Here is a 22,727-nt window from a genome sequence, read left to right as displayed (position 1 = left end):
ACCATTCGCTAGAAGTCCGTCTGGGGAGGGCGTGATCCGATGCTGGTGCTGCTAGGGATACTGATCGTGGTCGCGGGCTTCGTCGCCCGGATCAATCCGCTGATCGTCATTCTGGTCGCGGCCATCGCCACCGGGGTGCTGGCGGCGGTCGGGCCGGGCGTGGACGCACGCGCGCTCCTGCAGGCCGGGATCGACACCATTGCGCGCTTTGGTCAGGCCTTTAACGACAACCGCTATTTCCACATCACCTGGCTGGTGCTGCCGGTGATCGGCCTGCTGGAACGCGCAGGCCTGCAGGAACGGGCGCGCGATCTGGTGACCAAGGTCAAGGCGGCCACGGCCGGACGGCTGATGCTGATCTATCTGCTGGTGCGTCAGGCGACCTCGGCGTTGGGCCTGACCTCACTCGGCGGCCACCCCCAGATGGTGCGCCCGCTGATCGCGCCGATGGCCGAAGGCGCGGCCGAGAGCGCCCACGGCGCCCTGACCGACAAGGCGCGCTTCCGCATTCGCGGCATGGCGGCGGGCACGGACAACATCGGCCTGTTCTTCGGCGAGGACATCTTCATCGCCATCGGCTCCATCGTCCTGATCGTCGGCTTTCTGGAGCAGGCCGGCATCCGGGTCGAGGCTCTGCACGTCTCCCTGTGGGCCATCCCCACGGCCATCGTCGCCTTCCTGGTCCACGGCGCGCGCCTGCTGATGTTCGATCGTCAGGTGAAGAAGGACATGGCCGCGCCCGGCGCATCCGCAGACGCGGAGGGCGGCCGATGATCACGCTGGAGCACGCCTATGTCGCGACCGGGCTGACGTTCGCGGCCTTCTCCATCCTGAGCCTTCGCGATCCGCACAATCCGACGCGCTTCCGCAGCGCCCTGTTCTGGGGGCTGATCGCCCTGTCCATGCTGTTCGGCTCCTGGCTGGGCGGTCTGGGCAACGGATTCCTGGTCATCGCCCTGGTCGTCATCGGCGCCTCGGGCAAGCTGGGCGTCGGCAAGCCCGCCACCACGACGCCGGAGCAACGCCAGGCCAGCGCCGCCCGCTGGAAGAACGCCCTGTTCGCGCCCGCCCTGATGGTGCCGCTGGTCGCCGTCGGCGGCACCCTGATGGCCAAGCACACGGCGGCCGGCGCCTGGCTGATCTCGCCGGTGCAGACCACGCTGATCTCGCTGGGGCTGGGCTGCGTCATCGCCCTGGTCGCCGCCATGGCCTGGTTCCGGCCGCCGGTCATGGCCCCGGTGCAGGAAGGCCGGCGCCTGATGGACTCCATCGGCTGGGCGGCGCTGCTGCCGCAGATGCTGGCGTCTCTGGGCGCGGTGTTCCTGGCCGCCGATGTGGGTCAGGTGGTCGGCGACCTGATCGCGCGGGTCATCCCCATGACCTCGGCCTTCATGGCGGTATTCGCCTACTGCGCAGGGATGGCCCTGTTCACCATCATCATGGGCAACGCCTTCGCCGCCTTCCCAGTCATGACCGCCGCCATCGGCCTGCCCATCGTCGTGCATCAGTTCGGCGGCGATCCCGCCATCGTCTGCGCCATCGGCATGCTGGCCGGATTCTGCGGAACGTTGATGACGCCCATGGCCGCCAACTTCAACGTGGTGCCCGCCAATCTGCTGGAGCTGCCGGACCGCAACTCGCCCCTGAACGGGGTGATCCGCGCCCAGCTTCCAACGGCGGTCGTCATGCTGTTCGCCAACATGCTGCTGATGTATTTCCTCGCTTTCCGGTTCGGATCATGACGCAAAGCCTCGACCCCGCGCTCGCCTCCCGCTTCGCCGCCACGGCCCTGGGCCATGTGACGCGCGAGTATCCCAACCACATCATGCATGTGCTGACCGGGCCTCAGGACGCCCGCACGCCGCGCGACATGCACCCGATCTTCTTCGGCAGCTTCGACTGGCACTCCTGCGTGCATGGCTGGTGGACCCTGTTCACCCTCTTTCGCCTGCACCCCGACATGGCCGAAGCGCCCGCCATCCACGCCCTGGCCGACGAGCTGTTCACGCCGCAGAACGTCGCCGGAGAAGCCGCCTATCTGGCCCGGCCCGAAGCGCGCGGCTTCGAACGCCCCTACGGCTGGGCCTGGCTGCTGATGCTGGCGGCGGAGCTGGAGCGGCACGAGACGGACGAAGCCCGCCGCTGGGCCAAGACCCTGCGCCCGCTGGCCCAGGTCTTCGCCGAGCGCTTCAGGGCCTTCCTGCCGCTGGCCGACTACCCGGTGCGGACCGGAACCCACTACAACACCGCCTTCGCCCTGCGGCTGACGCTGGACTATGCGGACGCCCACGACGCCGACCTGGCCGCCCTGTGCCGCGCCGCCGCCCTGCGCTGGCACGGCGAGGACCGCGACTGTCAGGCGTGGGAGCCGTCGCAGGACGAGTTCCTGTCGCCCGCCCTGATGGAGGCCGCCCTGATGCGGCGCGTCCTGTCGCCTGAGGCCTTCCGCGCCTGGTTCGACGCCTTCCTGCCCCGCCTTGGCGACGGCCAGCCCGCGACCTTGCTGAACCCCGCCCGCGTCAGCGACCGCACCGACGGCAAGATCGCCCATCTGGACGGGCTGAATTTGAGCCGGGGCTGGTGCTGGCGCGAGATCGTCGCCGGGCTACCCGCCGAAGACCCGCGCCGCGCCATCGGAGCCGCAGCGACGGCGGTTCACCTGGACGCCGCCCTGCCCCATGTCACGGGCGACTACATGGGCGAGCACTGGCTGGCGAGCTTCGCCCTATTGGCCCTGCTGGCGGACTGAAAGGCTTCCACGAAAAGGGGAATGGTAGGCGGCGACGGGTTCGAACCGCCGACCCTCTCGGTGTAAACGAGATGCTCTGACCAGCTGAGCTAGCCGCCCACATCACCCGACTCAATGTCGGGGACAGGCTTCATGCCCTGCGGCGGTCAGCCGTTCAAGGCGCTTTTCAAGCCCTCGCCGGGGCGAAAGCGCGCGGTGCGCGAGGCGGGGCGGGCGATTTCCTGGCCGGTCTGCGGGTTGCGAGCCACGCCCGCCTTGCGATCAACGGCGACGAAACTGCCGAAGCCGACCAGCCGCACGTCGCGCCCCTGAACCAGCGAACCGGTCACCTGATCGGTGAAGGCTTCCAGGGCCAGCTTGGCCTGGTCGCGGCTGATGCCCGCCGCCTCGGCCATGCGGCCGATCAGTTCCGTCTTGGTCATGTCTGCGGCTCCCCTCTCGAACGAAGGGCGCACTTAAACGGCTGTCGGCGCGCAGGTCAAAAAAGAGGCGGTCCGGGTCGCCCCGAACCGCCTTCCTTCATCGGATCAGAGACCCGGCGTCAGTGGCTGACGCTGGCCCCCTCGCCCGCCGTCGGCGCCGGCGGCGTCGGGGTCATGGGCTCGGCCGCCTCGTCCCATTCGACGGGAGTCGGCGTGCCGGTCAGGGCCCACTTCAGCGCCTCGTCAGCCGTGGAGATCGGCACGATCTCGAGGGCTGCCTTCACGTTTTCCGGCACCTCCTCGAGGTCCTTCTCGTTCTCCTGCGGGATCAGGACGGTCTTCACGCCCGAGCGCAGGGCCGCCAGCAGCTTCTCCTTCAGGCCGCCGATGGCCGTCACCCGGCCGCGCAGGGTGATCTCGCCGGTCATGGCGATGTCCTTGCGGATCGGGATGCCGGTCAGGACCGAGACCATGGCCACCGTCATGGCCACGCCGGCCGAGGGGCCGTCCTTGGGCGTGGCGCCGTCGGGAACGTGGACGTGGATGTCGGTCTTCTCGAACACCGGCGGCTTGACGCCGATGCTGAGGGCGCGGCTGCGGACGTAGGACGCCGCCGCCGAGATCGACTCCTTCATGACGTCCTTCAGGTTGCCGGTCACGGTCATGCGGCCGCGGCCCGGCATCTTCAGGGCCTCGATGGTCAGGATGTCGCCGCCGAACTCGGTCCAGGCCAGGCCGGTGACGATGCCGACCTGATCTTCCGCATCCGTCTCGCCATAGCGGAATTTCCGCACGCCCGCGTATTCGGCCAGCTTGGCCGCATCCACGGTGATCGAGGCGGCCTTGGTCTTGGCCATCTCGCGCACCGCCTTGCGGGCCAGACCGCCCAGGGCGCGTTCCAGCGAACGCACACCCGCTTCACGCGTGTAGTAGCGGATCAGGTCGCGGATCGTCTCATCGGGGACGATCAGTTCGCCGTCCTTCAGGCCGTGGTCCTTGAGTTGCTTGGGCAGGACGTGGCGCTTGGCGATCTCGACCTTCTCGTCCTCGGTGTAACCCGAGACGCGAATGATCTCCATGCGGTCCAGCAGGGGCTGGGGCATGTTCAGGCTGTTGGCCGTGGTGACGAACATCACCGGCGACAGGTCGTAGTCGACCTCCAGATAGTGGTCGCCAAAGGTCGAGTTCTGGGCCGGGTCCAGCACCTCCAGCAGGGCCGAGGACGGGTCGCCGCGCCAGTCGGCGCCCAGCTTGTCGATCTCGTCCAGCAGGACGAAGGCGTTGGTGGTCTTGGCCTTCTTCATCGACTGGATGATCTTGCCGGGCATGGAGCCGATGTAGGTCCGGCGGTGGCCCCGGATCTCGGCCTCGTCGCGCACGCCGCCCAGCGACATGCGGACGTATTCACGCCCCGTCGCCTTGGCGATGGACTGGGCCAGCGAGGTCTTGCCGACGCCCGGAGGACCGACCAGGCACAGGATCGGCCCCTTCAGGCTGCCAGTGCGCGCCTGAACGGCCAGATACTCGATGATCCGTTCCTTGACCTTCTCCAGGCCGTAGTGATCCTCTTCGAGGATGTCCTCGGCCTTCTGCAGGTCGATGGGCTTGGGCCGGGTCTTGGACCACGGGATCGACAGCAGCCAGTCGAGATAGTTGCGCACCACGGTCGATTCCGCCGACATCGGCGACATGTTGCGCAGCTTCTTCAGCTCCGCCTCGGCCTTGATGCGGGCCTCCTTGGACAGGCGCGTCTTCTTGATGCGCTTTTCCAGCTCCAGCAGTTCGTCACGCGCGTCGTCGGTCTCGCCCAGCTCTCTCTGGATCGCCTTCATCTGCTCGTTCAGATAATATTCGCGCTGGGTCTTCTCCATCTGCCGCTTCACGCGGCTTCGGATCTTCTTCTCGACCTGCAGGACGCTGATCTCGCCTTCCATCAGGCCATAGACCTTCTCCAGCCGCGTCGGGATGACGACGGTTTCGAGCAGGGCCTGCTTGTCGGCGATCTTGACCGACAGATGGGCGGCGACCGAGTCCGCCAGCTTGGACGGATCGGTGATCTGGGGGATGGCGCTGAGGGCCTCGGGCGGGACCTTCTTGTTCAGCTTCACATAGTTTTCGAACTGCTCGATCACGGCGCGCAGCAGGGCTTCGCTCTGCGACGGGTCGCCGGCCTCGTCCTCGATCTCGACGGCTTCGGCTTCGTAGTAGTCCTCACGGTCGGTGAAGCGGGTCAGGCGCGCGCGCGACTTGCCCTCGACCAGCACCTTCACGGTGCCGTCGGGCAGCTTCAGCAGTTGCAGCACCGTCGCCAGCACGCCGGTCGGATAGATGGCGTCCGTCGCCGGATCGTCGTCGACAGAGTTCTTCTGGGTGGCGAGCAGGATCTGCTTCTCGCCCTTCATGATCTCGTCGAGGGCGCGCACAGACTTCTCGCGCCCGACGAACAGGGGCACGACCATGTGCGGAAAGACGACGATGTCTCTCAGCGGCAGGACAGGGAGGATTTTGCTCTCGGTCATGATGCGTACTTTCCGGGGCCTTCGTGAATCTCCGGCCCGCCGATCCGATCCGACTTGGCGCGACTGCCGCCTCGTCTCGACTCGACCCGCTGTTTTCAGCGGCTTTCGTGTGAGTATGTGGTTCTGTCTGGACGCGGTTCAAGCGTGGCGGGCGCGCGGCCCACAGAAGCGTGAAAAAGCGTGTGATTTCAGCCGACCGCCTGAATAGTCCCTGAAACGATGAAGGGGCGGCCCGTGGCGAGCCGCCCCTTGTCTCTTGGATCGGACCGCAGCGTCAGGCGGCGCCGTCGGCCGTCTTCTTCTTGGTTTCCGAATAGATCAGCAACGGCTGGGCCTTGCCCTCGATCACCTCGGCGTTGACCACGACTTCCTCGACGCCCTCGTAGGTGGGCAGTTCGAACATGGTCTCCAGCAGCACGCCCTCCAGGATGGAGCGCAGGCCGCGCGCGCCCGTCTTGCGGGTGATCGCCTTCTTGGCCACCGCCGACAGAGCGTCGTCGGTGAAGGTCAGCGTCACGTTCTCCATCTCGAACAGGCGCTTGTACTGCTTGACCAGAGCGTTCTTCGGCTCGGTCAGGATCTTGATCAGCGCCGTCTCGTCCAGATCCTCCAGCGTCGCTAGAACCGGCAGACGGCCGATGAACTCGGGGATCAGGCCGAAGCGCATCAGGTCGTCAGGCTCGACCTGCTTGAGGATTTCGCCGGTGCGACGCTCGTCGATCTCCTTGACCTTGGCGCCGAAGCCGATCGAGGCCCCCTCGCCCCGCGCCGAGATCACCTTCTCCAGGCCGGCGAAGGCGCCGCCGACGATGAACAGGATGTTGGCGGTGTCGACCTGCAGGAACTCCTGCTGCGGATGCTTGCGGCCGCCCTGCGGCGGCACGGAGGCGACGGTGCCTTCCATGATCTTCAGCAGGGCCTGCTGCACGCCCTCGCCCGACACGTCGCGGGTGATCGACGGGTTGTCCGACTTGCGCGAGATCTTGTCGATTTCGTCGATGTAGACGATGCCGCGCTGGGCCCGCTCGACGTTGTAGTCCGACGCCTGGAGCAGCTTCAGGATGATGTTCTCGACGTCCTCGCCCACATAACCGGCTTCGGTCAGGGTGGTGGCGTCGGCCATGGTGAACGGCACGTCGATGATGCGCGCCAGCGTCTGGGCCAGCAGCGTCTTGCCCGAGCCGGTCGGCCCGATCAGCATGATGTTCGACTTGGCCAGTTCGACGTCGTTGTTCTTCGTCGCGTGGTTCAGGCGCTTGTAGTGGTTGTGGACGGCGACGCTCAGCACCTTCTTGGCGTGGGCCTGGCCGATCACATAATCGTCGAGGACGTCGCGGATCTCCTTGGGCGTAGGCACGCCGTCCTTGGAGGTCTTGAACGCGATCTTGTGCTCTTCGCGGATGATGTCCATGCACAGTTCGACGCATTCATCGCAGATGAAGACGGTCGGTCCGGCGATCAGCTTGCGGACTTCGTGCTGGCTCTTGCCGCAGAACGAGCAGTAGAGCGTGCTTTTGGCGTCTGTGCCGGCGGCTTTGGTCATAGACCCTTCTCACTATCCGCAATCCGCCCCGACATTGGGACGAAAGGCGCTTCCTTCACGATCGATCCAGGGAATCTATCATCGAAGGTCTTCAAAAAATGACAATCACCCATCACACGTTCCGCCACAACCCCGTTGCGGCGCTGCAACGCGCTTCGGGGAACGGACAGGACAGATAATATGGGGATCACGGCTAATGTCTGACATGGGAAGCGAAAAAGCCTTTCACCAGTCCCCCGCCCCCGGCCAGGCCATCGTCGCCTTCGATTTCGACGGCACCCTGACGATTCGCGACAGCTTCACCACCTTCCTGAAGTGGCGGGCGGGCCCCCTGCGCTGGCTTCAGGGCCTGGCGCGCCTGATCCCGGCCGTCTTCGCCTATCTGAGCGACAAGGATCGCGGCCGGATCAAGGTCGCCTCGGTGCGCGAATTCCTGACCGGCGTCGACCGCACGGCGCTGGAGGCCGAGGCCGAACGCTTCGCCCAGATCATCTGGCCGCGCTTCATGCGTCCCGACGCCCTGGCGACCTGGGAGGACTGGGGCCGTCGCGGCGCCCATCGCGTCATCGTCACCGCCTCGCCCGAAACCACCGTCGCCCCCTTCGCCCGCAGGCTGGGCGCCGAGAACCTGATCGGCACCCGCCTGGCCTTCGACGACCAGGATCAGGTGCTGGGCGCCTTCGTCGGCGGCAACTGCCGGGGCGAGGAGAAGATGCACCGCCTGCGCGCCGTCTATGGCGACGACATGGTGCTGACGGCCGCCTATGGCGACACCTCCGGCGACGCCCAGATGATCGCGGCGGCCGAGGAGAAGGGCTATCGCGTGTTCACCGCTCGTCCGTAAGCACGCCTAGGCGACCTGGCGGTCACGCCCCGCGCCCAGCCCCAGCACGACCAACAGGATGCACAAGGCGCCACACGCCGCCAAGGCCGGCGCCCATGCGTCGACGGCGTCGTGCAGGGCGCCAATCGCAATCGGGCCGCAGGCGGACATCAGATAGCCTACCGATTGGGTCATCCCTGAAAGTTGCGCGGTCTGTTCGGCCGAACGGCTTCGCAGGCCGATGAAAGCCAGGGCCAGGATGAAGGCCCCGCCGATGGCGAATCCGAACAGGGCGACCCAGATCATCGCCAGTCCCGGCGCGGCGTACAGACCCGCCAACGATACGAGGCCCAGCAGGGCGAAGCCCGTCGCCAACGCCCGCTGATCCTTCATCCGGCGCAGCAGAGGAACCAGAACCAGACCCGGCGCCGCCGTGGCCAGTTGCATCACGCCGTGCAGGCCGCCTGCGACCTCCGGCGACATGCCGGCGCTCGTCAGGATCGACGGCAGCCAAGCCGCCACCGCGTAGTAGACGAAGGAGTTCACCCCGAAGAAGAGCGTCACCTGCCACGCCAGGCCCGACCGCCACACAGAGATTCCGCTCAGGCCCGTCGTCGCCTCGGCCCCCGGCGTGGAACGGCGTCGCAACTGCGGCGCCCAGACCAGAGCCGCCGTCAGCGGCAATACGATCAGCGCCGCCAGCGCCCACCGCCAGTCGAACGCCTGCGCCAGGGGAACCATCACCGCCGACGCCCCGGCCGAGGCCACGCCCATGGTGACGGCGTAAAGGGTGGTCAGCTTGGTGATCTGATCGGGAAAATCCCGCTTCAACAGACTGGGCAGCAGGGTGTTGCCGATGGCGATGCCGGCGCCGAGCACCGTCGACCCCAGATAAAGCGCCCACAACGGCCCGGCGGACCGGATCGCTACGCCCCCGATCATGGCGATCAGCGCCAGGAAGATCGCCCGCTCCAGGCCCGCCGCCCTGGCCAGTCGCGCCGCGAACGGCGAGACGACGAAGAAGGCCAGCAGCGGCAGGGTGATTAGGAAGCCCGCCTGGCCCGCTCCCAGGCCGAACGCCTGGCCGATGTCGCCGAGCAGCGGCCCCGCCCCCGTGAACGTCCCGCGCAGGGTGCTGGCCACCAGCAGAACGCCGGCGATGATCCAGAATGGATGCAGGGAAGCACGCGAAGTCATGACAAGCCGCCGGGGAGAGACGCCTCAGGAGGAAGGCCCGCCCACACTAGCGATGGAGCAATCGGCGAACTTCGGCTATTCAGGCATGAAGTTTCGATAATCGGTCACATCGCCATGACCTCCCTGCACGCCTGCTTCCAGAGCTTCGACCCCGACGCCTTTCCGCAGGCCGCCATCGCCGTCAGCCTGGGCGGATCGGCGCATGACGTCGAATTGCCCCTGCACACCCATCGCAAGGCCCAACTGGTCGTCGCGCTGCAGGGCGGGGTCATGTGCCGGACGCAGGACGGCCTGTGGATGGCGCCCCTCGGCGGCGGCGTCTGGGCGCCCGGCGGCACGCCGCACAGCAACCGCGTCACCGCAAACGGCCGCGTCTGCATGCTGTTCGTCGAGCCGGACGTGCCCGGCCTGCCCGACCGCTGCTGCACCCTGTCGCTCAGCCCCATGCTGATCGAGATGATCCGCCATCTGGCCCGCCAGCCCACGCCCGACTATGCGTCCGGCGGCCATCTGGACCGGATCGCCCAGGTCATCCTGGAAGAACTGCGGCGGACCGAGATCGCGGCCCTGCACCTGCCGATCCCGGCCTCCCCCGCCCTGCGCCGCATCGCCGAGGCCTTGATCGACAACCCCGGCGACCGATCCACCGTGGGCGAGTGGGCGCGCCGCGTCGCCATGAGCGAACGCACTCTGACTCGGCTGGTCGTGCGTGAAACAGCCATGAATTTCAGCCGCTGGCGCCAGCAGCTGCAGATCGTCCTGGCCTTGCAACGCCTGTCGTCCGGCGCCTCGGTCCAGAGCGTCGCCTATGACCTGGGCTATGAGTCCGCCAGCGCCTTCATCACCATGTTCAAGGCCGCCCTGGGCAAGCCCCCCGCCAAGTACATCGCGGGGGCCGCCCCCCGCGCCCTCGAACAAGCCTGAACGCCAAAGCACCCAACGTATATTGTATCTGATTTAAGCTCATGTTTTCCTTCGGCTCGAACCGCCCGGCAAGGGCGGCGAAACCTCGGGGGAGGGAAACATGATCGTAGCCGTTCTATTGACGGCGCTGGCGCTGCTGGCCGCGTGCTACGCCGTCCAACTGGTGCGCACGGCCAAGGCGCGCGGCGCCTTGAGACCCAGGGCCGAGGGCGTGGCCATCAGCGCTGTCGCCAACTTCTTCGACGCCCTGGGCATCGGGTCCTTCGCGCCGACGACGGCCTGGCTGCGGTTCCGCAAACTGGTCCCCGACAGCTTCCTGCCCGCCGTGCTGAACGCCGGCCACTGTCTGCCGACAGTGATGCAGGGGCTGGTCTTCATGAAGCTGATCCAGGTCGACCCGGTGCTGCTGATCGCCTGTATCGGCGCCTCCATCCTCGGCGCGGTCATCGGCGCGCCGATCGTGCTGCGTCTGCCGGTGCGGGCGGTGCAGATGGTGGTGGGCGCGGCCTTGCTGATCGCCGCCGCCCTGTACGCCATGACCAATCTGAACCTGATGCCGGCGGGCGGCGAGGCCGTATCGCTGGGCGGCGGCCTGTTCGTCGTCGCCGTCGTCGCCCACCTGATCATGGGCGCGCTGATGAGCTTCGGGATCGGCCTTTATGCGCCGTCCCTGATCATGCTCAGCCTGATGGGGATGAACCCCACGGCGGCCTTCCCCATCATGATGGGCGCCTGCGCCTTCCTGATGCCGGTGTCGAGCCTGCGATTCATCAGGAGCGAGCGCATCGACCTGCGTCTGGTGCTGGGCATGGCGATCGGGGGCATACCGGCGGTGCTGCTGGCCGCCTTCGTCATCACCTCCCTGCCGCTGACCGTGCTGCGCTGGGGCGTGGTGGCCGTGGTCCTCTATGCGGCTGTCAGCCTGTTGACGACCGCCCTGAAGGCTCGCCCGGAGGCTGCCGCCGCCGAACAGGGGTGAGGCCTTCGATCAGTCTTGCCGATCTTCCTGTCCGAACTCCTGGCGAAGGTCGGACAGAGTATGTTGCAGGTGCTCGGCCACCAGGCGGCGGACCGCTGCGGCGTCCCGGTTCAGCCACGCCTGCAGGATCTCATGATGTTCCGCCTCGGCCGTCAGGTGACGGCCCTTGTGCTCCAGGTGCTTGCGGACATAGCGGTCGGCCATGACGTGAAGGCGGGCGGTGATTTCCGTGGTCAGGGCGCGTCGGCCCGGCTGCACCAGGGCCATGTGGAAGGCGCGATTCAGCGCTCCGACCGTCGGCAGACCGGCCGCCGCCGCCGCGTTGAGTTCGGCCAGCACCCGCCGGGCGGTCTCCTGCCGGGTCTCGTCGGCGCTGAGGCAGGCCTCAGCCGCCGCTTCGGGCTCCAGCTTCAGGCGCAGCTCATAGATTTCCTCAGCCTCGGCGGCGCTCATGCCGCGCACGAAGAAGCCGCGGTTGGGGTGCGACACCACCAGACCGTCCTGCTCCAGCCGCACCAGCGCTTCGCGCAGGGGAATCTTGGAGACGTTCAGATCGGCCGCCAGACCATCCTGGCGAATGGGCACGTCGGGCGCGATCGCCCCGGACACGATCATGTCGCGCACCACCTCCATCAGGCGATCGGACAGGGTGCGGACTTCAAGCGGGGATGCGGCCATGCGGGAGTTCATCGAGTCGAAAAGGCTGGGCTGGTCGCCCGGCCCAGCCATACCGCGCGACGGCCGTAATTACGATGCGGAACTCCCTCAGACGACCTGGAAGCCCGCCCAGAAGGGATCGCGACGATCCACCCAGATGGTGTTGAAACCCGTGGCGACGGCCGAGCCCTCGATCGAAGGCACGATCGCCTTGTGGTCGCCCACCGTCGTTTCGGCCTCGACGCGGCCGATGAAACGGCTGCCGATATAGCTTTCATGGACGAAGGCGTCGCCGACCTTCAGCCGCCCCGTGGCGTGCAGATGCGCCAGTCGCGCCGAGGTGCCGGTGCCGCACGGACTGCGGTCGATGGCCTTGTCGCCATAGAAGACGGCGTTGCGGCCGTCGGCGCCCTCCCTCTTGGGCCTGTCGGCCCACAGGACATGGCTGACGCCGTTGATCGAGGGCTCGTCCGGATGCACCGGATGGAAGGCCGCCCGCACCCGCTCACGCACCAGACCGCTCAGTTCGATGATGCGGCTGGCGCCCAGATCATCCAGCCCGGCGTAGGCGCCCTGCGGCTCGACAATGGCGTAGTAGTTGCCGCCGTAGGAGACATCGACCGTCAGCGGACCCAGGCCCGGGACCTCGATCTCGATCCCCTCCGCCGCCAGATAGGCCGGGACGTTGCGGATGCGCACCGAGGTCACGCGATCGCCCTCGGTCTCATAGGCGATGTCGAGCAGGCCCGCCGGAACCTCGACCTTCAGCCGCCCCGGCGTGCGCGGCCGGATCAGACCGTGCTCCAGACCGAAGGTGATCATGCCGATGGTCCCGTGGCCGCACATGGGCAGGCAGCCGCTGGTCTCGATGAACAATATGCCCGCGTCCGCGTCCGGCAGGGTCGGCGGATACAGGAAGCCGCCGCTCATCATGTCGTGGCCGCGCGGCTCGAAGCACAGCGAGGTGCGGATCCAGTCATAGCGGCTAAGGAAGTCGAGCCGCCGCTCGGCCATGCTGGCCCCTGACAGCAGGGGCGCGCCGCCGGCGACCAGGCGGACCGGGTTGCCGGCGGTATGACCGTCAATGCAGAAGAAGACGTCGCGCATCGGGACTCCGGATCAGACGATCTTCACAGCCTTGCCCGAACCGATGGGGCGAGTCTCCGCCGCCTTCTCGACCATGGCGATGACCTCGGCCCGGCGCGCGCCCGCCAGCGGCATGCGCGGCATGCGGACCCGCTCGGTCCCCCGACCCATGATGGTCTCGGACAGCTTGATCGACTGCACCAGGTCCGACACCGAATCCAGGTGCAACAGCGGCATGAACCAGCGATAGATCTCCAGCGCGCGGGCGATGTCGCCGTCCTTAACCGCCTTGACCAGGGCCACCGACTCTTCGGGGAAGGCGTTGGTCAGACCCGAGACCCAGCCCTTGGCGCCCAGAATCAGACCCTCCAGCGCCACATCGTCCAGACCGACCATCAGCGCATAGCGGTCGCCCAACTCGTTGACGATGTCGGTGATGCGCCGCGAGTCCGGAGCGCTTTCCTTCAGGGCCACGATGTTGGGCACGTCCGACAGACGACGCAGGTCGTCGTTGTTCAGCGTCTGCCGATACATCAGCGGGTTGTTGTAGAGCATGTTGGGCAGGCCGCTGGCCGCCGCCACGGCGCGGAAGTGCGCCTCCAACTCCGCCTGGGTCGGCACATAGACCATGGCCGGCAGCACCATCAGGGCGTCCACGCCGATATCCTCGGCGTCCCTGGCGTAACGTTCGGCCCGCGCCGTGGTCAGTTCGCTGACCCCGGTGATGATCGGCACGCGTCCTGCGGCGACCTCGACCGCCGCCTTCAGGACGGCGCGCTTCTCTTCCGGCTCCAGCGAGTTGTTCTCGCCGACCGTGCCCATGACGATGATGCCGTCGACGCCGTCCTTGATCAGACCGTCCAGCACCGTCTGGGTGGCGTCCAGATCGACCCCCAGTCCTTCGTCAAATTGCGTGGTCGCCGCCGGGATCACCCCGGTCCAGTCCAACTTCGCCCCAGCCATGAACAACTCCTCCTCAAACAACGATCGTATACGATATCTGATTGCAGATTAAGTCAAGCGACCTACAGCCTCTGCGGCGCGGTCGATCGCTTCCGACCGGGATCAGAACCCGAGAGCCAGGATCTGGTCGTAGAGCACCTTGGGCGTGCGCACGCCGCGCGCCAGGCTGCGGGCGCGGGCCTCATAGCGGCGCTGCGACGGCAGGCGCGCGCCCTGATCGGCGAAGGCGGCGAACAGGGCCTCGGCGCGGGCGGCGTTCGCCTCGGCGTCTCCGCCGCCCATGACGGCGGGATCAAACGCCAGGATCAGTTCGCCGTGCATCGGCGCCGCCTTGGCGCCGTCGTCGAAAGCCATGGACTCCCGGCTGGTCAGATCCCCGATCAGCGGCCCGGCCATCAGCTCGATCATGGTCGACAGGGCCGAGCCCTTGTGTCCGCCGAAGGTCAGCATGGCGCCGTCCAGGGCCTCGCGGGCGTTCGTGGTCGAACGTCCTTCGGCGTCAACGCCCCAGCCCTCGGGGATCGGCTTCCCGGCGATGTCGTGCAGCGCCATATCCCCGCGTGCGATAGCGCTCGTGGCGAAGTCGAAGACATAGGGGTGCGGCCCCGGACGCGGCCAGCCGAAGGCGATCGGATTGGTGCCCAGAAGGCCGCGCCTTCCTCCGGCGGGCGCCACCCAGGAATGGCTGGGCGTCATGGCCAGGGCCGCCACGCCCATGCCCGTCAACTGCTCGATTTCGGGCCACAGGGCCGAAAAATGGAAGCAGTTGTTAATGACCAAGGCCGCCACCCCGACCGCCCTGGCCTTTTCCGCCAGCAGAGGCGCGGCCCGCTCGAACGCCAGCAAGGAATAGCCATGGCCCGCATCGGCCCGCACCAGGGCCGGCGAGGCGTCCGTGATGACGGGCTCCGCATCCAGCGACAGCTTGCCCGAACGGATCGTCATGACGCAGCCCGGCAGGCGATAGAGTCCGTGGGACGCACACTCGTCCCGCTCGCCGGCCGTGATGACGCGGGCCACCGCCTCGGCGTGCGGGGCCGACAGACCGGCCCCCGTCAGCACCCGCCGCGACAGGGCGAACACCTCTTCGATCGACAGGGCGACCGTCTCCTGGGCCTCGAACACGCTCACATCGCTCTCCCGCGCCTGAATCGTATACGATACTGCTGGGACGCGCCGGAAACATCAAGTCCGACGGGCTCAGGCCGTGAAGCGTCGTCGGCCCTTCTCGACCGTCATCCGATGCGCGCCTGCGACGGCCGAAGTGCGCGCCTTGACGGTCTCCATGAAGATCCACTCGCCGCCGACGCGCTCTGGCGTGATGTCGATCATCATGTATCCGCGCCCGCTGGGCTGGGCCCAGGCCATTTCCGGATTGGCGGCGACGAAGGATCGAGCGGCGACCGACGGCGCGACGCCCAACTGCTTCTCCATCCCGTTGGAGGTCACGGCCTGACCTGCGAACTCCACGCCCGCCGGACGACCGTCTTCCGACAGAGAAAAGGCCCAGGCGTTGTGGCTGTCGCCGGACAGCATGACCAGATCGGCGTCGGCGGCCTGCGCCGCCTTGAGGAAGCGCGAGCGCGCCGCCGGATAGCCGTCCCAGCGGTCCATCCACATGGGCAAGCCGATCCGCCCTGCCCGCGCGGCGTTGGCGAAGGACCGAACGGCCCCCTCGCTCAGATCCGGCCGCAGCAAGTCCAGCGCATCCCCAGGCATGACGGTGCGGCCCATGATGGTGCCCATGCCCACCACCTGCCAGGCCGTGGTGCGGGCGTTGGCGCGCAGTTCGCGCGCCAGCCAGGCCTCCTGGGTCGAGCCCAGCATGGTGGCCGAGACGTCCTGCCACACGCCGTCGCGGAAGGCGGTCAGGGCGGCTTCGGTCCCCTCGCGATAGGCGGCGCCGATATCGGCCTGACGCGTGCGGCCGATCAGACGCGATTCCGTGCGGTAGAGGGTCGCCAGATCGCCGATCGGATAGGATTTCCACGGCTCTTCGGAAATCGGCATCCATTCCAGATAGGCCTGGACGGCGGCGGCGCGGCGCGTGCTCCAGTCGCCTTCGGTCGCCGGTTGGTGGTTCTGGGCGCCGCCCTCCCAACTGTCGTTGGTCGATTCATGATCGTCCCAGACGCAGACCATCGGCGCCGCCGCATGCAGGGCCTGCAGGTCGGGATCAGCGCGGTAGCAGGCGAAGCGCAGACGATAATCGGCCAGCGCCACCATCTCATGATCATGGGCCGGCAGGACCACGCGTTCGGCGATGCGATCGTCTGCGGCGTAGGAGCCGATGCCGTATTCATAGACATAGTCGCCGACGTGCAGCCACAGGTCGACATCGTCGCGCGCCGCCGCATGGGCATAGGCGTTGAACCATCCCATGGGCAGGTTCGAGCAGGAGAACAGGCCGATGCGGAACCGCTCGGCCCGGCCGACCGGCAGGGTCCGCGCCCTGCCCGTCTGCGAGCGCGATCCATCCGGGCCGATGAAGCGGTACCAATAGGTCTGGCCGGGCTCCAGCCCGTCCAGAGTGATCTTGACGGTCCAGTCGCGATAGGCGCCCGTGCGCGCGACTCCGCGCGCCGCCACCTGGCGGAAGTCGGGGTCCAGCGCGATCTCGGCGTCGAGCCGCGTTTCACCCGCTTCCCCGGCGGGGACGTAGCGGCTCCACAACAGCAAGGAGTCCGGCCCCGGTTCGCCGCTGGCCACGCCGTGGGTGAAGCCCGACGCGCTCAACAGGGTCTTCGCCAGCGCCGCGCCGCCCGGCAGCGCCAGGGCCGCCAGGCCCAGGCCGCCGCCCATCACCAGCCGCCGTCGATCAAGCCTCAAGGCCATGGGATGTCCTTTGAAGAGAAAGGTCCGAGCGGCCCCGCCGTCGCAGGACGACGCGGCCGCCGGGTCTTCATGCGTTCAGGCGGATCAGAAGACGCCCTTGATGCCGATGTTCCACATTGAGCCGTAGACCGTGTACTGCTGCACCCGATCACGCTCGTTGGAATAGATGATGTCCGGCGCGTTGAAGATGTTGCGCCCTGCCAGCATCAGATCGAAGCGGTCGTTGATCTTGTAGTTGACGCTGACGTTCCACAGCTCGCGCGGCGAGTGGTACAGGATGCCGTTATTCGGTGTGGTCGACGTGTTGTTCAGACCGCTGATCCGGTATTTCGACTGCCAGTTACCGTTCAGCTGGAAGTCGAAGCGGCCGATATTGTAGCGGACACCCCAGTTGGCCGCCAGTTTCGGCGTGCCCTGACGCTCGCCATCCGGGTCCAGATAGGTCACCGAGCCGTGCAGACCCAGACCGCGCCAGGCGCCCGGCAGGAAGGTCAGCTGCTGGTTGTACTCCAGCACCACGCCGCGATTGGTGCTGGTTCCGTCCAGGTTCTGGGCGCTGCGGAAGGTGTAGCCCGCATATTCGGCCGGATCGAAGCCGACATCCTCAGGGTTCACCGTCATGCCGGTGACCTGCATGTCGTTCATGTCCAGCTGATAGGCGGACAGGCCGATGATGCCCGCCGGCGCCAGATAATACTGCAGGCTGGCGTAATACTTGGTCGAACGCTCCGGCTTCAGTTCCGGGTTCGGAACGGTCACGATCATGGTGTCGTCGTTGATCGACACCACGCCGCCCAGATTGCCGTAGTCGGGACGCAGGATCGCCTGGCTGAAGGACAGCTGGCCGACCAGCTTGTCGGTGAAGTCGTATTTGACCCCGCCGCTCCAGAACCAGTCGTCGTAGTCGCCCTTGCGGTCCTGATAGGTCCCGTCGTTGTACTGATAGAGCAGGCCTTCGATGGTGTTCACCGAATAGCCGGCGTCAGTGACCTCCTTGAGCGGGCGGATCATCGCCACGCGCGAGGCCGTCTCGGTCTTCTCATAGCGCAGACCCAGGTCGAAGCGGGCGCGACCGGCGTCGGCCTGCGCCTCGACATAGGCGGAGGTGATGTCTTCCTTGACGCGCTTGTTGTTGTCGAGACGGCGCTTCAGGTTGCCGACCTCGTCCGCCACGAAATACTCGGGGTGCTCGCGATAGATGTCGTACATCCCGTAGTGGCTGTCGGCGCGCCAGCCCTGTGCGTTCATGTTCCCCGCATCGAAGCCGATCATCTCGAAGCGGTACTTCTGGGTCCAGGGGATGACCGCCTCAGCCGACGTCTGCGTCAGGTCGCCGGTCGAGCCGACATATTTGAACTGCTGGAACGAGCCCTCATCGGTGCGCCAGTCATTGCTGCGCGCGCCCAGCCCGCCCATCAGGGTGAAGTGGACGTCCCCCAGGCTCAGCCGCTTCTTCACGTCCAGGTTCAACGAATACATGTCGTTGATGGCGTCCGACTCCGCCGTGCGGATGTTGTTGCCGATGGAGATGTCGCGGTTGAAGTTCATCGGGTCGCTCCACGAACGGCCCGCCGTCTGGCGCAGATACCAGGCGTTGGACTCCGTGGAGTCGCGCTCCATCTCGAAACCGATCCCCGTCAGGTGGTTGTCGGTGCGCTGGAAGAAGCCCTTGCTGGTGTCGCGGAAGTTGAACTCCGCCGAGGAATAGCTGGCGCGCAGCGCCGCTTCCCAGGTCTCGCCCTTATATTCCAGCTTGGGCGCGATCAGATAGGTCGGCGTCCCGGCGTAGCGGTGCGAATAGCCGGTGTGCAGACGAGTGTTCCGGCCATCCGGATTGACCACGATGTGCGTGCCCGTCGACTCCGGCGTGGCGTAGGACGTCGTCGTCGTGCCGAAGGTCAGGTAGGTGTACTGGTTGAAATACTCCACGTCATAGAAGGAGTAGTTGCTGCGCAGCGAGAAGATCAGGTCTTCGGTGAACTTGTAGTCCAGCGCCAGGTTGGCGGCCGTGCGGCTGGTCAGCTTCGGACCCGGACGCCACATGACCTGATAGGGCAGCACCCGACCGTCGGCCAGATAGGACCAGTCGGTCTGGATGCGATCCTGCTGCACATAGTTGGCGTTGTGGCTGGCGCTGAAGGCCACGCCCAGACGGCCGTCCATGAAGACGTCGGCGTAGGAGAACTGGGCCGAGGGGTAGAGGCTGGCGTGCTTCTTGTCGTCGGGCATGTAGTGGCGCGACAGGGCCGAGTCCGAGGTCGCCACCCCGCCCAACTGGAAGCGCAGCTGACGCTCAGGCAGCTGGAAGGCGTATTTGCTGCGCAGGTTGATGCTGCCGCCCGGCGAGTCGGCGTCCATGCTGGCCAGCAGGGTGTGGTTCAGCTCGATCGTCTCAATGCCGGTGATCGACATCTGCTCGAACGAGTTCTGACGGCCCGAATTGTTGTTCGAGGTGGCCGTGGCCATGCGGGCCCCGTCCATGGTGAAGGTCGAGTATTTGGGCGGCAGGCCGCCGATCCGCACCGCCGTCGCATCGACTTCCGTATAGTCGATCGACAGGCCCGGCATGGACTTCATGAACTCGCCGACGTCGCCCATGGTCAGGGCGCCGAAGTTGTCGGCCGGGACCACGTTCTTGGCGTTCATCGCCACGCGGCGCTCCATCAGCGCCTTGGCCTGACCGCCGCGCGCGGCGGTGACCACGATGTCCGAGACCGAGGCCACATCGGCCGCGACGCCATAGGACGGCGCCTGCAGCTCGACATCGACCGCCGCCGTCTGGCCCGCGCTGACGCTGGCGACCACGCGCGCGTCCTGCAGACCCGCATAACGCACGATCACCACGACCTCGCCGCTCGGCACCCCGCTCAGGCGGAAGACGCCGCCGTCGCCGGAATAGGCGACCAGACTGGTCCCCTCGATGCGCACCTCGGCATTGCGGATAAACTCGCCGCTGGCGGTGTCGAACACTCGCCCGCGCAGTGCGCCGGACGCCGCCTGCGACTGGGCCGCCGCCTCGCCTGCAGTCTGCGCGACTGCGGCCTGCGGCGCGACGGCTGCAAAGGCCGCCGCCATCAGCGGATACAGCAACAGGGCTCGCGGGCTGGCGCTGGCGAGATGGCGTGAACGAACTCTCATGGAAATCTACTCGGAGGATTGGGGAGGAGGGGAAAAAGCGAAAGGATGCAGGCCGCCGTGACAGCGGCCCGATGGAACGGACGCAGCCGTCAGGCGCGGCTCAGGGGGCGGAGAGTCGTCGCAGGCGCTCTTCAGCGTCGACAGGGGCGAACGGCGCCTGCGGGTCGCCGGTCCAACGCATCAGGGCGATGTCGGCCGTCTGGGCGCCCTTGCCGCCGGAGTTCGCCGCCACATAGAAGAGGCCGCGCCCTAGCGGCTGGAACCCGACATCCGCTTTCCAACGCCAGCCACGCAGGCCGGTGGCCGGGTCTTCCAGACCGTCCGGCGCCAGAGGCAGCAGCAGCCCCTGCTCCCAGCCCTGGCCCGACGCGGCGGGCACGCCGATCAAATCGCCGCGCGCTGGCCGGGCCTCGGCCTCGACCGCAAACAGCAGATAGTTGGGAAACGCGGGCTTGCGCCCCTGATAGACGCCCATGAACCAGCGGCCCGCGTCGGCGTCATAGGCGAGGTTCTGCACCCCATAGGTCGTATTGCCGGTGCGGACGAAATACTTGCCGTCGAGGGCGGCGGGGCCTTCGCGGTGCGGCGCGGCCTCTGACAACGGCCGGGCGTAACGGTCCCAGGCGGCGATGTCGTATTGCAGCAGGACCTGATGATCGTTGTCGGCCCGCGTCACATCGCCATAGACGCCATAGGCGACGGTCAGCAGCACCGGTCCGTCCCTGCGCCCGAAGCGCGGGCCGAACGCCACGCCGTCGATGCCCGAGGCGCCGTAGCGATGATCGCGCGTGTCCGCCGTATCGCCGTCAAACCGCCCGTCGCCATCCATGTCGGCGGCGTAATCGCGTCCGACCTCGGCCAGATGGACCGTCCTGAACAGATCGCTGCGACTGGCCTCGACCCCGACCTCATTCAGGCCCGCGACATCGATCACCGCGATGTAGAAGGCCTCGTCCGTCTTGTACTCCAGCGAGCCGTACAGCCTGCCGTCGACCGGGTTGAGCGCCAAATCGCCCAGATGGCCGGTCCAGCCGACCAGCGTCCCGACCAGCCGCCCCTCCAGGTCATACTTGGCCAGCAGGTTGGTGAAGGAATAATAGATGAAGCCGCCTTCGACATCGACGGCGACCCCCTGCACATGGCCGGCATCCCAGGTCCCGCCGTTCTGGTTCAACGGCAGGCGCTCCACGGCGCGGCGGTCGGTCGGGGACGTATCGGCGGCCTGCGCCCAACCCGGCGCGATAGCGACCAGCATGGCCGTGGCCAAGGCCAACGCTGCAATGGTCACAGGCGCTATGGCGCGCGGCGAAACACTGAACTTCATGCCTTTGAATCCCCGCCTCCGACGGAGAGGGGCTCTAGGGCGAATTCATGATGTTCGGCTCACGCTTCGACTACAGCCATGCCAAGCTTAGGCGACGATCCGGCGCCCATCCCTCTCCATGCGGAACATTCAACGACGGCGGCGGCGACCGGCGCGTATCCACACGACGCGCGAGTGAAGGTCCTTGCGTCGAAGGCGGTCGACATCACCCCGATGACTCGTTTGACGGGCTCAAAACGGAAACAGTTTCATTTTCTTCTTGCGGCAAGAGGAACCTTATGAAAACCTCCGGCTGGGTGAACACTCACGAGCGTTCTGGAGGGGACATCATGAAAATGCGCATCTGGCTGCCGGTCGCGGCGATACTGTTTCTGAGCGCCTGCGGGTCGAAACCGACCGAGAAGGGCACGGACCTCGCGAAGGCGAACACAACCTATCAGAACGAACTGATGGAGCTGTTGATGGACGCCAAGCCGGGCGCGGTGATCGAAATCCCCGCCGGCGTCTTCGCCATCGACACCGAGTTGAGCCTGGTGGTCGACGGGGTGACCATTCGCGGCCAGGGGATGGACAAGACCATCCTGAACTTCCGCAACCAGGCGGCCGGCGCTCAGGGCCTGCTGGTCACCGCCAGTAATTTCACCATTGAAAACCTGGCGATCGAGGACACCAAGGGCGACGCCATCAAGATCAACAAGGGCGAGAACATCATCGTCCGCAAGGTCCGCACGGAATGGACCCAGGGACCCAAGACGGAAAACGGCGCCTACGGCATCTACCCCGTCCAGACCAAGAACGTCCTGATCGAAGACAGCGTGGCGATCGGCGCCTCCGACGCCGGCATCTATGTCGGCCAGTCGCAGAATGTGGTGGTCCGCCGCAACCGGGCCGAGTTCAACGTCGCCGGCATCGAGATCGAGAACTGCATCGACGCCGACGTCTATGAAAACCTGGCCACCAACAACACCGGCGGCATCCTTGTCTTCAACATGCCCCAGCTTCAGCAGGCCGGCTATCGGACGCGCGTCTACAACAACCGCGCCGTCGCCAACAACACGCGCAACTTCGGCCACGCGGGCACCCCGGTCGCCAGCGTGCCTGCGGGCACGGGCGTGATCGTCAACTCCAACGATCAGGTCGAGATCTTCGACAACGACATCGCCGACAACAAGACGGCCAACATCATCATCTCGGCCCTGTTCTCCGCCGGCTATTCCGACAGCGCCATGAGCGGCGACTTCGACCCCTATCCCGAGGCCATCCTGATCAAGGACAACCGCTTCAGCGGCGGCGGCAATGCGCCCGACGGCATGGAATTCCAGGCCCTGCGCATCGCCAAATTCGGTCCGACCGGCCGTTTCCCCGACATCCTGTGGGACGGCTACGTCAATCCCAAGCGGCTGGTGAACGGCCAGTTGCCGGCGGAGCTGCGCATCTGCATCGACAACGGCGACGCCGGAATCCTGAACGTCGACGGGCCGAACAAATACGCCAATCCGAACACCGACATGACGCCGCACCGGTGCACCCTGCCCCGCCTCTCGCCCGTCGTCCTGCCCGCAGCCTGA

18 protein-coding genes and 1 tRNA gene are annotated in these 22,727 nt (G+C 66.7%); 7 read left to right on the top strand and 12 right to left on the bottom strand.

Translation table 11 applies throughout. The features are described from left to right. The first annotated feature begins 39 nt into the window (after positions 1 to 39). Genes ACWIDZ_RS12460 through ACWIDZ_RS12450 form a run of 3 tightly spaced genes read left to right on the top strand, consistent with a single transcriptional unit; the run spans position 40 to position 2,749 of the window. Positions 40 to 774 (top strand): DUF969 domain-containing protein, encoded by a 735-nt coding sequence (locus ACWIDZ_RS12460; protein WP_453989349.1) that lies wholly within the window; start codon positions 40 to 42, stop codon positions 772 to 774. Next, positions 771 to 1,742: a DUF979 domain-containing protein gene (locus ACWIDZ_RS12455; protein ID WP_453989348.1), complete on the top strand. Its 972-nt coding sequence runs from the start codon at positions 771 to 773 to the stop codon at positions 1,740 to 1,742. The genes ACWIDZ_RS12460 and ACWIDZ_RS12455 overlap by 4 nt, the downstream gene beginning before the upstream one ends. Then, the gene (locus ACWIDZ_RS12450; protein WP_453989347.1) at positions 1,739 to 2,749 is read left to right on the top strand and encodes a DUF2891 domain-containing protein; all 1,011 of its coding nucleotides are present in this window, start codon (positions 1,739 to 1,741) and stop codon (positions 2,747 to 2,749) included. The genes ACWIDZ_RS12455 and ACWIDZ_RS12450 overlap by 4 nt, the downstream gene beginning before the upstream one ends. A gap of 22 nt (positions 2,750 to 2,771) precedes the next feature. Here ACWIDZ_RS12450 and ACWIDZ_RS12445 read toward each other — a convergent pair. The 4 genes from ACWIDZ_RS12445 to clpX all read right to left on the bottom strand — a co-directional run bounded on the left by ACWIDZ_RS12445 (position 2,772) and on the right by clpX (position 7,233). After that, positions 2,772 to 2,848 (bottom strand) — tRNA-Val (locus tag ACWIDZ_RS12445). Between the two features lie 47 nt (positions 2,849 to 2,895). Further along, positions 2,896 to 3,171, bottom strand: coding sequence for an HU family DNA-binding protein (locus ACWIDZ_RS12440; protein ID WP_291781749.1), 276 nt, complete (start codon positions 3,169 to 3,171; stop codon positions 2,896 to 2,898). Positions 3,172 to 3,290: 119 nt separating this feature from the next. Beyond that, complete coding sequence (lon, locus tag ACWIDZ_RS12435) at positions 3,291 to 5,690, bottom strand: endopeptidase La (RefSeq protein WP_453989346.1); 2,400 nt, start codon at positions 5,688 to 5,690, stop codon at positions 3,291 to 3,293. A gap of 274 nt (positions 5,691 to 5,964) precedes the next feature. Continuing rightward, the gene (gene clpX / locus ACWIDZ_RS12430) at positions 5,965 to 7,233 is read right to left on the bottom strand and encodes an ATP-dependent Clp protease ATP-binding subunit ClpX (protein ID WP_291781745.1); all 1,269 of its coding nucleotides are present in this window, start codon (positions 7,231 to 7,233) and stop codon (positions 5,965 to 5,967) included. Positions 7,234 to 7,438: 205 nt separating this feature from the next. Between clpX and ACWIDZ_RS12425 the strand changes: the two genes are divergently transcribed. Then, on the top strand, positions 7,439 to 8,077 hold the full coding sequence (locus tag ACWIDZ_RS12425) for an HAD-IB family hydrolase (RefSeq protein ID WP_338575870.1): 639 nt from the start codon (positions 7,439 to 7,441) through the stop codon (positions 8,075 to 8,077). 6 nt (positions 8,078 to 8,083) lie between these two features. Here the strand turns inward: ACWIDZ_RS12425 and ACWIDZ_RS12420 are convergent, their stop codons facing one another. Continuing rightward, the gene (locus ACWIDZ_RS12420) at positions 8,084 to 9,253 is read right to left on the bottom strand and encodes an MFS transporter (RefSeq protein ID WP_453989345.1); all 1,170 of its coding nucleotides are present in this window, start codon (positions 9,251 to 9,253) and stop codon (positions 8,084 to 8,086) included. 114 nt (positions 9,254 to 9,367) lie between these two features. Here ACWIDZ_RS12420 and ACWIDZ_RS12415 point away from each other — a divergent pair, with 114 nt between their 5' ends. After that, positions 9,368 to 10,177, top strand: a complete 810-nt coding sequence (locus ACWIDZ_RS12415; RefSeq protein ID WP_453989344.1) for an AraC family transcriptional regulator — start codon at positions 9,368 to 9,370, stop codon at positions 10,175 to 10,177. Between the two features lie 100 nt (positions 10,178 to 10,277). Beyond that, positions 10,278 to 11,156, top strand: a complete 879-nt coding sequence (locus ACWIDZ_RS12410; protein WP_453989343.1) for a TSUP family transporter — start codon at positions 10,278 to 10,280, stop codon at positions 11,154 to 11,156. Between the two features lie 9 nt (positions 11,157 to 11,165). Here the strand turns inward: ACWIDZ_RS12410 and ACWIDZ_RS12405 are convergent, their stop codons facing one another. The 7 genes from ACWIDZ_RS12405 to ACWIDZ_RS12375 all read right to left on the bottom strand — a co-directional run bounded on the left by ACWIDZ_RS12405 (position 11,166) and on the right by ACWIDZ_RS12375 (position 21,159). After that, complete coding sequence (locus ACWIDZ_RS12405) at positions 11,166 to 11,834, bottom strand: GntR family transcriptional regulator (RefSeq protein ID WP_312218784.1); 669 nt, start codon at positions 11,832 to 11,834, stop codon at positions 11,166 to 11,168. 87 nt (positions 11,835 to 11,921) lie between these two features. Beyond that, a complete protein-coding gene (locus ACWIDZ_RS12400) occupies positions 11,922 to 12,920 on the bottom strand; it encodes a 4-hydroxyproline epimerase (RefSeq protein WP_346487563.1) in 999 nt (332 codons plus the stop codon). Between the two features lie 12 nt (positions 12,921 to 12,932). Then, complete coding sequence (locus tag ACWIDZ_RS12395) at positions 12,933 to 13,862, bottom strand: dihydrodipicolinate synthase family protein (RefSeq protein WP_453989342.1); 930 nt, start codon at positions 13,860 to 13,862, stop codon at positions 12,933 to 12,935. A 102-nt stretch (positions 13,863 to 13,964) separates the two neighbouring features. Then, positions 13,965 to 14,993 carry an Ldh family oxidoreductase gene (locus tag ACWIDZ_RS12390; protein ID WP_453989341.1) on the bottom strand — a complete coding sequence of 343 codons (1,029 nt, stop codon included), beginning with the start codon at positions 14,991 to 14,993 and terminating at the stop codon, positions 13,965 to 13,967. A 69-nt stretch (positions 14,994 to 15,062) separates the two neighbouring features. Beyond that, positions 15,063 to 16,697, bottom strand: a complete 1,635-nt coding sequence (locus ACWIDZ_RS12385) for an alkaline phosphatase D family protein (RefSeq protein WP_453989340.1) — start codon at positions 16,695 to 16,697, stop codon at positions 15,063 to 15,065. A gap of 84 nt (positions 16,698 to 16,781) precedes the next feature. Beyond that, positions 16,782 to 19,835, bottom strand: coding sequence for a TonB-dependent receptor (locus ACWIDZ_RS12380; RefSeq protein ID WP_453989339.1), 3,054 nt, complete (start codon positions 19,833 to 19,835; stop codon positions 16,782 to 16,784). A 100-nt stretch (positions 19,836 to 19,935) separates the two neighbouring features. Next, positions 19,936 to 21,159, bottom strand: coding sequence for a hypothetical protein (locus ACWIDZ_RS12375; RefSeq protein ID WP_453989338.1), 1,224 nt, complete (start codon positions 21,157 to 21,159; stop codon positions 19,936 to 19,938). Positions 21,160 to 21,488: 329 nt separating this feature from the next. Between ACWIDZ_RS12375 and ACWIDZ_RS12370 the strand changes: the two genes are divergently transcribed. Further along, the gene (locus ACWIDZ_RS12370; RefSeq protein ID WP_338575886.1) at positions 21,489 to 22,727 is read left to right on the top strand and encodes a parallel beta-helix domain-containing protein; all 1,239 of its coding nucleotides are present in this window, start codon (positions 21,489 to 21,491) and stop codon (positions 22,725 to 22,727) included.

The sequence above is a fragment of the Brevundimonas sp. NPDC055311 genome, from assembly GCF_053645695.1.
The sequence above is the reverse complement of the archived record's forward strand: the minus strand, read 5'-3'. Positions and strand labels throughout refer to the sequence as shown.

Coding starts and splice junctions, on each gene's coding strand:
- ACWIDZ_RS12460 (WP_453989349.1), top strand. CDS start 40: ATGCTGGTGCTGCTAGGGATACTGATCGTGGTCGCGGGCTTCGTCGCC.
- ACWIDZ_RS12455 (WP_453989348.1), top strand. CDS start 771: ATGATCACGCTGGAGCACGCCTATGTCGCGACCGGGCTGACGTTCGCG.
- ACWIDZ_RS12450 (WP_453989347.1), top strand. CDS start 1,739: ATGACGCAAAGCCTCGACCCCGCGCTCGCCTCCCGCTTCGCCGCCACG.
- ACWIDZ_RS12440 (WP_291781749.1), bottom strand. CDS start 3,171: ATGACCAAGACGGAACTGATCGGCCGCATGGCCGAGGCGGCGGGCATC.
- lon (WP_453989346.1), bottom strand. CDS start 5,690: ATGACCGAGAGCAAAATCCTCCCTGTCCTGCCGCTGAGAGACATCGTC.
- clpX (WP_291781745.1), bottom strand. CDS start 7,233: ATGACCAAAGCCGCCGGCACAGACGCCAAAAGCACGCTCTACTGCTCG.
- ACWIDZ_RS12425 (WP_338575870.1), top strand. CDS start 7,439: ATGGGAAGCGAAAAAGCCTTTCACCAGTCCCCCGCCCCCGGCCAGGCC.
- ACWIDZ_RS12420 (WP_453989345.1), bottom strand. CDS start 9,253: ATGACTTCGCGTGCTTCCCTGCATCCATTCTGGATCATCGCCGGCGTT.
- ACWIDZ_RS12415 (WP_453989344.1), top strand. CDS start 9,368: ATGACCTCCCTGCACGCCTGCTTCCAGAGCTTCGACCCCGACGCCTTT.
- ACWIDZ_RS12410 (WP_453989343.1), top strand. CDS start 10,278: ATGATCGTAGCCGTTCTATTGACGGCGCTGGCGCTGCTGGCCGCGTGC.
- ACWIDZ_RS12405 (WP_312218784.1), bottom strand. CDS start 11,834: ATGGCCGCATCCCCGCTTGAAGTCCGCACCCTGTCCGATCGCCTGATG.
- ACWIDZ_RS12400 (WP_346487563.1), bottom strand. CDS start 12,920: ATGCGCGACGTCTTCTTCTGCATTGACGGTCATACCGCCGGCAACCCG.
- ACWIDZ_RS12395 (WP_453989342.1), bottom strand. CDS start 13,862: ATGGCTGGGGCGAAGTTGGACTGGACCGGGGTGATCCCGGCGGCGACC.
- ACWIDZ_RS12385 (WP_453989340.1), bottom strand. CDS start 16,697: ATGGCCTTGAGGCTTGATCGACGGCGGCTGGTGATGGGCGGCGGCCTG.
- ACWIDZ_RS12380 (WP_453989339.1), bottom strand. CDS start 19,835: ATGAGAGTTCGTTCACGCCATCTCGCCAGCGCCAGCCCGCGAGCCCTG.
- ACWIDZ_RS12375 (WP_453989338.1), bottom strand. CDS start 21,159: ATGAAGTTCAGTGTTTCGCCGCGCGCCATAGCGCCTGTGACCATTGCA.
- ACWIDZ_RS12370 (WP_338575886.1), top strand. CDS start 21,489: ATGAAAATGCGCATCTGGCTGCCGGTCGCGGCGATACTGTTTCTGAGC.